The 3710-nt window shown below is 60.2% G+C and carries 2 protein-coding genes and 1 pseudogene; 1 reads left to right on the top strand and 2 read right to left on the bottom strand.

The window, feature by feature from the left end; genetic code table 11:
• Both ACRESD_RS21770 and ACRESD_RS21775 read right to left on the bottom strand, forming a co-directional pair.
• A pseudogene (locus ACRESD_RS21770) lies at nt 1–369 on the bottom strand (DUF4105 domain-containing protein); the annotation flags it as partial.
• A gap of 89 nt (nt 370–458) precedes the next feature.
• Nucleotides 459–947 carry a DUF3015 domain-containing protein gene (locus tag ACRESD_RS21775; RefSeq protein WP_431752793.1) on the bottom strand — a complete coding sequence of 163 codons (489 nt, stop codon included), beginning with the start codon at nt 945–947 and terminating at the stop codon, nt 459–461.
• A gap of 281 nt (nt 948–1228) precedes the next feature.
• Between ACRESD_RS21775 and ACRESD_RS21780 the strand changes: the two genes are divergently transcribed.
• Entirely contained in the window at nt 1229–3667 is a 2439-nt protein-coding gene (locus tag ACRESD_RS21780) for a Lon protease family protein (RefSeq protein WP_431752794.1), read from the top strand.
• Nucleotides 3668–3710: the final 43 nt, after the last annotated feature.

The raw sequence follows: 3710 nt of genomic DNA on the forward strand, positions 1-3710 counted from the left end.
GAACCATTGCTTGAATTCGGCGCAGTCCACAACGGGCAGGTCGGTCAGGTGCAACTGATCCTTGAGCCAGCGGGTCCGTGCGGGGTACACGCATTGGGCGTGTTTTTCACCTTGGCTTGCCGGAGCATACAGCGCTTCAACGGTGGCCTTGAGTTCGGCATCCGGGTGGTGGGCGCCATCGGTTGCGAGGAAGAATTTCTTGTCGCTGACATAACTGCGCCAGCCACTGATTTTGCCGGCTTCGTAATGGCCCAAGGACAGCCAGAACGGATCATTGGCCAGTTGCTGCAAACGTTGATCATCAATAGGCGGGGCCGCGTACAGCGGGGCGCAAGCGAAGAGTGCCAACCAGGCAAAGCGTTTGAGCATAGGGGCAACTTAAGTCGGAAAAAGTGAGACCCAAAGGGAGGCGGGTCCAAAATAAAGCCCGCGCCTCGAAAGGCGCGGGCGGATCGAGCTTAAGCCTGGGTAGCGTACTTCGCCAAGCGGGCATCGTTTTTCAGGACGGCGAGGGTGTTGGTGTGCACATCCTCGGCGGTCACGTCAGCTTTGCTGAAGATCTGCTGGAAGTGCTCGTGGGTCACGGCAGCGAAGTGCTCGCGATCTTCAGGGGCGACGCCCAGTACCACCGCGTAAGTGGTCAGCGCTTCGCCATTACCTTTGGCCATGTCTTCGGACAGCTCGTTCATCATGCCATTCATGGCAAACCAGGACTTGCCGCCGTAGGTCAGCTTGCTGTTGGTGTTACAGCCGTTGGTGCCCGAGGTCATGCCGAAGGTGGCGTTACCCGAGGTGCCGTTGGTGGTGGAAGCGAGGAAGTGAGCTGGAGTACCGCGCTGGCCTTCGAACATCATGTTGCCCCAACCGCAGTTCGGGCCGCCTGGCGCTTCTGCCATTGCATTGAGGGAAACGACGGTGAAGAGAGTACCAAGAAGGATCCGTTTCATAGCTTTGTTCTCTTTGTGTGCAAACCAATGGACAAGGGGTTCAGGCGCTTCGCAGCGCCCTAGGGGCCAGTTATTAGTCCAACCCGCGCAGTTTGGAGTTTAGGCACGATCCTGGGGTTCCGTTATTTTTTATAAAACAATCAGAGTTGCTGTCGAGAGTGGTCGCTATTTTTTTGTAAGGTGCCGACCGCGTCTAAGCTTTCCCAACGCCGCGCCTTGCCATAGCGCGTAACCGGGAGCCAGAATGCCGTCATCTGCCCCGCCTGATGTAAGGAAGCCCGATGCCTGATCCTGTTGCTGCCAGCTTGCGTCTAGCGCCCGAAGCGCTGACTCGCCCTTTCTCCGCTGAACAGTTCAGCTTCTCGACCACCAATGATTTGGAGCCCTTTCGCGGTGTGCTTGGCCAGGCACGCGCAGTAGAAGCGTTGCAGTTCGGTGTGGCGATGCCACGCCCCGGTTACAACGTGTTTGTCATGGGCGAGCCTGGTACTGGCCGCTTTTCGTTCGTCAAACGCTATCTGAAGGCCGAAGGCAAACGCCTGCAGACCCCGGCGGACTGGGTCTATGTGAATAATTTCGATGAACCACGTGAACCGCGTGCCCTGGAATTGCCGGGCGGCGCGGCAGCGGCGTTCATCAACGATATCAACGCCCTGATCGACAACCTGGCAGCTACTTTTCCGGCGGCCTTCGAACACCCGACTTACCAGCAGCGTAAAAGCGCCATCGACCGCGCTTTCAACCAGCGCTATGACAAGGCTTTGGACGTGATCGAACGCCTGGCCCTGGAAAAAGACGTGGCGCTGTACCGCGACAGCTCCAACATCGCGTTCACGCCAATGCTCGACGGCAAGGCCCTCGATGAAGCCGAGTTTTCGCAGTTGCCGGAAGCCGACCGTGAGCGCTTCCACACGGATATTTCCGAGCTGGAAGAACGCCTCAACGAAGAACTGGCCAGCCTGCCGCAGTGGAAGCGTGAGTCCAACAACCAACTGCGCCAATTCAACGAAGAAACCATCACCCTGGCTCTGCAACCGTTGCTCGCGCCGCTGTCAGAAAAGTACGCGGAAAACGCAGCCGTTTGCGGTTACCTGCAAGCCATGCAGGTATACCTGCTTAAAACCGTGGTCGAGCAATTGGTGGATGACGCCAAGACCGACGCCCAGGCGCGCAAGCTGCTCGAAGAGCAATACTGCCCGAGCCTGGTGGTCGGCCACCCGGTCAACGGCGGTGCACCGGTGGTGTTCGAACCGCACCCGACCTACGACAACCTGTTCGGTCGCATCGAATACAGCACCGACCAGGGCGCGCTCTACACCACCTATCGTCAGTTGCGCCCAGGCGCCTTGCACCGTGCCAACGGCGGTTTCCTGATCCTCGAGGCGGAAAAAATGCTCGGCGAGCCGTTCGTGTGGGACGCGCTCAAGCGTTCCCTGCAATCGCGCAAGCTGAAGATGGAGTCGCCGCTGGGCGAACTGGGCCGCCTGGCCACCGTGACCCTCAACCCGCAGATGATCCCGTTGCAGGTCAAGGTGATCATCATCGGCTCGCGTCAGCTGTACTACGCCTTGCAGGACGCCGATCCGGACTTCCAGGAAATGTTCCGTGTACTGGTGGATTTCGACGAAGACATCCCGATGGTCGACGAAAGCCTGGAGCAGTTCGCCCAGTTGCTTAAAACCCGTACGTCGGAAGAAGGCATGGCACCGCTGACGTCGGACGCGGTGGCGCGCCTGGCCACCTATAGCGCTCGGCTGGCGGAACACCAAGGGCGCTTGTCGGCGCGGATTGGTGATTTGTTCCAACTGGTCAGCGAGGCGGACTTCATCCGGCATTTGGCAGGCGACGAGATGACCGACGCCGGCCATATCGAGCGCGCGCTCAAGGCCAAGGCCACGCGCACCGGGCGGGTGTCGGCGCGGATTCTCGACGACATGCTCGCTGGGGTGATCCTGATCGATACTGCCGGCGCGGCGGTGGGTAAGTGCAACGGGTTGACGGTGCTGGAAGTGGGCGATTCGGCCTTCGGTGTGCCGGCGCGGATTTCCGCCACGGTATACCCGGGCGGCAGCGGCATTGTCGACATCGAACGTGAGGTAAACCTCGGCCAGCCGATTCACTCCAAGGGCGTGATGATTCTTACGGGTTACCTGGGCAGCCGGTACGCCCAGGAATTCCCGCTGGCGATCTCGGCGAGTATCGCGCTAGAGCAGTCCTACGGTTATGTGGACGGCGACAGTGCGTCCTTGGGCGAGGCGTGCACCTTGATTTCGGCGCTGTCGAAGACGCCGCTCAAGCAGTGCTTTGCCATTACCGGTTCGATCAACCAGTTCGGTGAAGTGCAGGCGGTGGGTGGGGTCAACGAGAAGATCGAGGGCTTCTTCCGTCTCTGCGAGGCGCGTGGATTGACCGGCGAGCAGGGCGCGATCATCCCACAGGCCAACGTCGCCACGTTGATGCTCGACGAGAAGGTGTTGAAAGCGGTGCGAGACGGTCAATTCCATATCTATGCCGTGCGTCAGGCGGACGAGGCATTGAGCCTGCTGGTGGGCGAGCCTGCCGGTGAGCCGGATGCGGATGGGCAATTCCCGGAAGGCAGCGTGAATGCGCGGGTGGTTGAGCGTCTGCGGGTGATTGCGGAGATGATCAGCGAGGAAGACCTGAAGGAAGCGGAGAAGGAGCTGGCGCAGCACGCGCAGGCTGAAACCCACCCCACCTGAGCCATCATGTAGTGAGCGGGCTTGCCCCGCGCTGGGTGGCGCA

Origin of the sequence: Pseudomonas sp., assembly GCF_050739995.1 — a bacterium.
Classification (GTDB): Bacteria; Pseudomonadota; Gammaproteobacteria; order Pseudomonadales; family Pseudomonadaceae; genus Aquipseudomonas.

Excerpts from the sequence above, each read along its gene's own strand:
- ACRESD_RS21775 (WP_431752793.1), bottom strand. The coding sequence starts at position 947 with ATGAAACGGATCCTTCTTGGTACTCTCTTCACCGTCGTTTCCCTCAAT.
- ACRESD_RS21780 (WP_431752794.1), top strand. The coding sequence starts at position 1,229 with ATGCCTGATCCTGTTGCTGCCAGCTTGCGTCTAGCGCCCGAAGCGCTG.